This is a genomic window from Paraburkholderia sp. SG-MS1 (assembly GCF_012275575.1).
Lineage (GTDB): Bacteria > Pseudomonadota > Gammaproteobacteria > Burkholderiales > Burkholderiaceae > Paraburkholderia.
This window is the reverse complement of record NZ_NPIH01000261.1, coordinates 34,238-40,654: the sequence shown is the minus strand read 5'-3', so window position 1 is coordinate 40,654 and position 6,417 is coordinate 34,238. Positions and strand designations below refer to the sequence as shown.

At 65.7% G+C, this 6,417-nt stretch carries 5 protein-coding genes; 1 reads left to right on the top strand and 4 read right to left on the bottom strand.

From position 1 onward, the window contains the following. On the top strand, positions 1–353 hold a 353-nt coding region (locus CIC12_RS26570; RefSeq protein WP_238812899.1), incomplete at its 5' end, for a LysR substrate-binding domain-containing protein. 91 nt (positions 354–444) lie between these two features. Here the strand turns inward: CIC12_RS26570 and CIC12_RS26565 are convergent. The 4 genes from CIC12_RS26565 to CIC12_RS26550 form a co-directional block, all read right to left on the bottom strand. Then, a complete protein-coding gene (locus CIC12_RS26565; RefSeq protein ID WP_168668521.1) occupies positions 445–750 on the bottom strand; it encodes a hypothetical protein in 306 nt (101 codons plus the stop codon). A 43-nt stretch (positions 751–793) separates the two neighbouring features. Then, complete coding sequence (gene ligD, locus CIC12_RS26560; RefSeq protein WP_168668519.1) at positions 794–3,829, bottom strand: DNA ligase D; 3,036 nt, start codon at positions 3,827–3,829, stop codon at positions 794–796. A 71-nt stretch (positions 3,830–3,900) separates the two neighbouring features. Then, positions 3,901–4,941 (bottom strand): non-homologous end joining protein Ku, encoded by a 1,041-nt coding sequence (gene ku / locus CIC12_RS26555; protein ID WP_168668517.1) that lies wholly within the window; start codon positions 4,939–4,941, stop codon positions 3,901–3,903. A 155-nt stretch (positions 4,942–5,096) separates the two neighbouring features. After that, the gene (locus CIC12_RS26550) at positions 5,097–6,362 is read right to left on the bottom strand and encodes a cytochrome P450 (protein WP_168668515.1); all 1,266 of its coding nucleotides are present in this window, start codon (positions 6,360–6,362) and stop codon (positions 5,097–5,099) included. Positions 6,363–6,417 lie beyond the last annotated feature (55 nt).

Here is a 6,417-nt window from a genome sequence, read left to right as displayed (position 1 = left end):
CCCGCCACGAATGCATGATTCTGTCGGACCAGCGCGACTGGGCCTTCGTCACGCCTGCCGGGCCGCTCGACGTGCGCGTGAGCGGACGGCTCGTCACCGACAATGGCGAGGTGATCCGCGATGCGCTGCTCGCGGGTTTCGGCATCGCGCTGAAATCGACGTGGGACGTGGCGCCCTATCTGCGCAGCGGCGCATTGGTCAGCGTGCTCGACGCCTATCCGCTCGCCGAGGAGGTGGCGATCTGGGCCGTGTATCCGAGCCGCGCGTTCGTGCCACCGAAGACGCTCGCGTTCATCGGGTTCTTGGCAGCACATTTTGGCGATCCGCCGTATTGGGACGGTGAGGCTGAGTGAGGTTGGGTTCGAACTGGCCTGAGCCGAACCCGCGGCAACGCCGCACCCGATTCAACCTGCCCCGCCCGCCGGCGCTCGGCGTCTTGCTCCGTCAGCGCTTGCCTGCCCGCCCCGCATCGCCCTGCTTGCCGTCCGAATTCACATCGGTGTGCGTATCGTTCTGTGTCTGCTGCTGATACTCGTCGCCGCCACGGCGGTCCGTATCTTTCAGGCCGTGTGCGAGATCCCGATGCGCCTGCTTGCCGACATGGCGCGGCTCGTCCTCGTGCTGCGACTCCGGGTCCTGATCGGTTTCATGCGGCAGCGGCGCGGCGGCGTCCTGCAACGAATGCGGATCTTTTTGCCCATGCGGATCGGCCTGCTTGTCGCCGTCCGACGATTGCGGTGAGGTCTTCATGATGTGCTCCTTCCCGTGTTGAGTGAGATCGGCTGGCAAACGCTCATCGCGCTCCGTCCAGGCGTTTTTTCATCGCGGCGGTAATGCGCTGGCGCGTCTTCGCATAATCTGCCCATGGATCGCTTGCGAGATCGGCGAGACGCTCGTGCAGGTTCTCGATGGTCCACTGATCGCCGCCCGTGGTGGCAGCGACCTCGTCCCATGACAGTGGCACCGACACGCCCAGCCCCGGCCGCGCGCGTGCCGAGAATGCGGCCACCGTGCTGGAGCCGCGGTTGTTGCGCAGGTAGTCGACGAAGATTTTCTGCTTACGATTTTGCGCGCCCATCTTCGCGCTGAATTGCCTGGGCAGCGTCGTCGCCATATGTTGCGCGACGGCTTGCGAGAAGTCCTTCACCTCATCCCAGCCGGCCTGCTTCGCGAGCGGCACGACGACATGCAGTCCCTTGCCGCCGCTCGTCTTGCAAAACGACTTGAGGCCGAGTTCGTCGAGCAGCGAGCGCGTGAGTTGCGCGGCTTCGATCATGCGCTCCCAGCCGAGCGCCGCGTCGGGGTCAAGATCGAACACCATGCGATCGGGCTTTTCGATATTCGCGGCGAGCGCATTCCACGTGTGAAATTCGACCGTGCCCATTTGTGCCGCGCCGACCAGCGCCTCGATCGTCTCGACGGTGATCAGCGGCGGATGGCCGGGGTCGAGGCCGGGATGCTGCGTGACGTTCGGAATCGATAGCTTCTGGCTGTGCTTCTGAAAGAACAGCTCGCCGCCGATGTCCTCGGGCGCACGCACGAGCGACACCGGCCGGTCCTGCAGATGCGGCAGCATCCAGTCGGCGACGGACTCGTAGTACCGCACGAGGTCGATCTTGCGGGTGCCGCTGCTTTTGTCGATGACACGGTCGGGGTGGGAGATGCGCACGCTTGCGACTTCGCTGGGGGTGGTGGTTTTCGTAGCGGTCTTTGCGGTTGCAGTCTTCGACGTTGCAGTCTTCGACGTTGCACCCTTCGACGTTGCACCCTTCGAGGCGGTAGTCTTCGAAGCAGCGGTCTGCGAAGCAGAGGTCTTCGACCCAGCCGCCTTCGACACCGCCCGCTTCTTCGGCGCGGCATCGGACCCGTTGTCGGTTTGCTGTTGCACGTCGGCTCCTTGGCGGGATGTTTCCATGACGATCTGACGCGCCGGCTTGTCGTCGCGCAGGCTCACGAACGACGCCTGGCGCACGATGCCGTCGCTTGTCCACTCGGCGAAGTTGCATTCGGCGACGAGCACCGGTTCGACCCAGTGCACCGGCGTGCGGCTGCGCTCGCGCGGCGCGGAGGCGAACGGCATGCGCTTCGTCTCGTGGGCGTCGAGCGCTTTCTTGACGGTGCGCAGCAACGCGGCGTCGAAGCCCGTGCCGACCCGCCCGGCGTAGCGCAGGCGCCCCTCGCCGTCGTAGACGCCGAGCAGCAGCGCACCAAACGCGGCGCGGCTGCCGCTCGGCTCCGAATAGCCGCCGATCACGAACTCCTGGCGCCGCCGGCACTTCAGCTTGATCCACGTCTGCGAGCGCCCCGACACATAGCCGCTGTCGCGCCGCTTGCCGATGATGCCTTCGAGGGCCATGTCGCACGCGCTCCTGAGCAGTTCGTCGGCGCTAAACGCGAAGTCGTTCGAGAAGCGCAGCACGCTGTCGTCGACCTCGTCCAGCAGCGCGTGCAGAATCGCGCGGCGCTGTTCGAGCGGCACGCCGCGCAAGTCGTAGCCGTTCAGAAACGGCACGTCGAACAGATAGATGACAATGTCCTGCGGACGGTTCGAATCGAACGCGTTTTGCAGCGCCTGAAAACTCGGCACGCCGTGTTCGTCGAGCACGACCGCTTCGCCGTCGAGCCATGCGCTTTCGAGGTCGAGTTGGTCGAGCGCCTGGACTTGCTTGCCGAACTTCGCGGTCCAGTCGTTGCCCGCGCGCGTGAACACCTTGACGGCGCCGCCTTTGACCGAACGCTCGATGCGCGCCAGCACACGATAGCCGTCGAACTTGATTTCGTAGGCCCAGTCGTCGCCGGGTGGAGCGGCATCGACGAGCGTCGCGAGTTGCGGCTTGAACGTGGCCGGCAAACGAGCCTTGACGGCCCCTTCGATCGACGGCGACGCTGCAAGCTCGCGCAGAGACTCCCCGGTTCGGGTGGAGACGATGTCGGGCCGCTTCGGGTCCGCTCGGCTCGACGATGCGGATTGTGTATTGCTTCGGGCGACGGCTTGTCCAGCGCCCCGGGACGTCCTGCTGAGCGGCGTATTCGTTTTCGAAGCCGTGCCAGGCTCTGTTGCGTCGCTGCTTGCGTCCTTCCGTTTTCTGCCCTTGCCGGAAGTCTCGTTTGCAATTTCGCCTTCGCTGCCGGGCGCAGTTTTACTCGCCCGCCCGCTTGCGGTTTTCCCTTTCGCCTTGCTCGCGGTTTTGCCCGCAGCACCTTTCGAGTTCGCCCCGCTCCGCGCTGCCGACCCGCTACCGAGCACACTCCCGGGACGTTCCTTCAGAACGTCATATTCGCTCTCGTCGCGCGCTTCATCGTCGCGCTCCTTGATCAACAGCCATTGCTCCTTGTCGCCGCTGCCGCGCATGTGACTGCGCACCAGCGTCCAGCCGCCGTGCAGCTTTTCGCCGTGAAGCTGGAATTTGAGCTTGCCTGCCGCATAGGAGCGCGCCGCCTGCGCCGCGCCACCCACCGGCTCCCACGTGCCGCGATCCCACACGAGCACGCTGCCCGCCCCGTAGTTGCCGGCAGGAATCTCTCCTTCGAACGACCCGTATTCGACCGGGTGATCTTCGACGTGCACCGCCAGCCGCTTCACCGACGGATCGAGACTCGGCCCCTTCGGCACCGCCCACGACAATAACGTGCCATTGAGTTCGAGCCGGAAGTCGTAGTGCAGACGCCGCGCGTCATGCTCCTGAATCACGTAAGCGAGCGTCTCGTCTTTCGAGCGTTCCGCCGTCTTGCGGCCGGCGGAGCGCTTCGAGCCCGTCCGGGTGCCGGCAGGCTCCGGCGTTTCGTCGAAGCGACGCTTGCGGTGGTAGAGGTCGAGTCTGTCGTTCATGGCGATGACGTCGTCCAAAGTGGATGGGGCGCGGCGCTAAGCGTCCGCGCAACGCTCAGATGGCCGGGCGTTCATGCGGCCGCGCGCCGCTTGCGGGCCGCGGGCGTCGCGGCGGTTTTGGCCGCCGTCGCCCGAGCGCCGGCAGTACCGCTGCCGGCGCTACTACCGCTACTGCGACTGCGTGGCGTGCTCGCCGCGCGTGTCGTACGGGGCTTCTTTCGCGCCGGCGTCGAAGCCTTGCCGTCGGCATCGGCGTCGTCCCGATCGTCGTCATCGTCTGCGGCGCGCTTGCGAGCGCCTGCCGCGGGCTTGCCCTTGCCCCGGCCCAGGCTCCGTTTGAGCAGATCGGACAGGTCGAGAATATCGGCCGATTGCCGCGACTCGTGCGGCGCTTCGACCTCGGTGATCTCCTCGGTCTTGCCCGCGCGAATCTTGCGATCGACCAGTGCCATGATGTCGTCGCGGAACGTGTCGTGATACTGCGACGGGTCCCATGTATCGCTCATGTCGTCGATCAGTTTCTTCGCCATGTCGAGTTCTCGCGCCGACACACCCGCGGCCTTCATTCCCTCGGGAGGCAGCTTGAATTCGTCGAAGCCGCGCACCTCGGCGGCCCAGCGCAGCGTGTTCAGCGCCAGCACCGGGCCCACCGGAATCAGCGCCGCCAGATGCTGTTTGTTGTGCAGCACGACGCTCGCGACGCCGACCTTGCCCGACGCCTTCATGGCTTCGCGCAGCAACGCATAGACCTTGTCGCCCTTGCGGTCGGGTGTCAGGAAGTACGGTGTGTCGAGGTAAAGGAACGAGATGTCGGGTGCATCGACGAACGCGAGGATGTCGACTGTCTGGGTCGACTCGGGGTTCGCCGCGCGGATTTCGTCGTCCGACAGCACCACGTACTTGTCCTTTTCGTACTCGAACCCCCGCACGATGTTGTCGCGGCTCACGTCCTTGCCGGTGCGCTTGTTGATCTGCTTGTAGCCGACCGGATCGATCGTGCGCTTGTCCAGCAGATTGAAACCGACCTTCTCCGACTGCGTTGCCGGATACAACTGCACCGGCACGTGGACGAGTCCGAAACTGATTGCGCCTTTCCAGATCATGTGTGCCATCGTGCGCTCCCGTGAGCCTAAGACTTCAGACGAAGCAGCAAGCGTGCCACGGCCCGGCGCACGGAGCCGGGCGCAACGCAGGCGCGGCGCCGGCGCTTGCGGATGGCGCGCGGTCCACTACCCAGGCGGTAAGACTTTCGTCAGGACGGCAAAAGCTACGGTGCGCGGCGCGATGCCGGCCCTGCTTTAGGCGTGACGTCAACCGGCACGGCCGCAAAGCCGCGAAAACGCACGCGTCCGCCACGCGTCGGCTCGCCAGCGAGGCAATACGTCGGAAAACGCTGCACGAAACGTCCGATTGCGATACGCGCCTCGAGCCGCGCCAACGACAACCCGGCGCATTGATGGATGCCGAAGCCGAACGCGAGATGCCGGTTCGGATCACGGCGGATGTCGAAACGGTCCGGCTGCGCAAACTGTTCCGGGTCGCGATTGGCCGCGCCGATGCACAGCGTGACCGGCGTGCCGCGCGCGACCTCGACGCCGCCGATCTCGGTGTCGACGGTCGCCATCCGGTTGCCGAGCTGGTTCGAGCTCTCGTAGCGCAGACATTCCTCGACCGCCGGCTCGATCAGCGACGGCTCCTCCAGCAACGCGGCGCGCTGCTCGGGCCAGTCGGTGAGGGTGACGAGCCCATTGCCGATCAGGTTGGTGGTGGTCTCGTGCCCGGCATTCAGAATGAAAATGCAGTTTTGCAGCAACTCCGCTTCCGACAATTGCTCGCCACCCGCTTCGCCCTGGATCAGCCGCGTCAGCACGTCGTGCTGCGGGTCGCCCGGTTCGCGCCGGCGCCGCCCGACCAGTTCGCGCAGATAGTCGACGAACTCGCTCACCGCGCGATTGCCGCGTTCGAGCTGCGCGTCGCTGAGCGCGGGTTCGAGCGCGCCGAGGATCGCGAGCGACCAGTCGCGCAGCGGCTCGCGCTCGTCATGCGGCACGTCCAGCAGATTGCCGATGATTTCGACCGGAATCGCCGAGGCGAACTCGCCGATCAGATCGATGCGGCGACGCCGGGCCGCCACGTCGAGCAAGCCATCGACGAGGCGGATCAGGCCCGGCTCCATCGCTGCGATCGCGCGCGCCGTGAGCGCGCCGGCGATCAGTTTGCGCACGCGCGTGTGACGCGGCGGGTCGTTGAAGACGAGGCTGGTCGTGTGATGAGCGTAGAGCGGCGAGTCGCCGTATTTCGGCTTGAACTCGACGGTCTTGTCGGAGCTGAAGGTTTTCGGGTCCCGGTAGACCGCCTGCACGTCGCGAAAGCGCGTCAGAAACAGCGAACCGTCGGGCATGCGCCGGATCGGCTCGTGGGTGCGCAGCGCGTGGTAGACCGGATAGGGATTGGCATAGAACGCGGGGCTCAGGTGGCGCAGATCGAAGTCGCGTGCAAGGGAGGATGCGTCGCTGGCGGTCGCCGGGGTCATGCGGTTGTCTCCGTAAGGATGCGCCTCGTTGCTTGTGCCAGTGTGCTGGTTCCGA

Bases quoted from the DNA above. Each gene is read 5' to 3' on its own strand.
- ligD (WP_168668519.1), bottom strand. From the start codon at position 3,829: ATGAACGACAGACTCGACCTCTACCACCGCAAGCGTCGCTTCGACGAA.
- ku (WP_168668517.1), bottom strand. From the start codon at position 4,941: ATGGCACACATGATCTGGAAAGGCGCAATCAGTTTCGGACTCGTCCAC.
- CIC12_RS26550 (WP_168668515.1), bottom strand. From the start codon at position 6,362: ATGACCCCGGCGACCGCCAGCGACGCATCCTCCCTTGCACGCGACTTC.
- CIC12_RS26565 (WP_168668521.1), bottom strand. From the start codon at position 750: ATGAAGACCTCACCGCAATCGTCGGACGGCGACAAGCAGGCCGATCCG.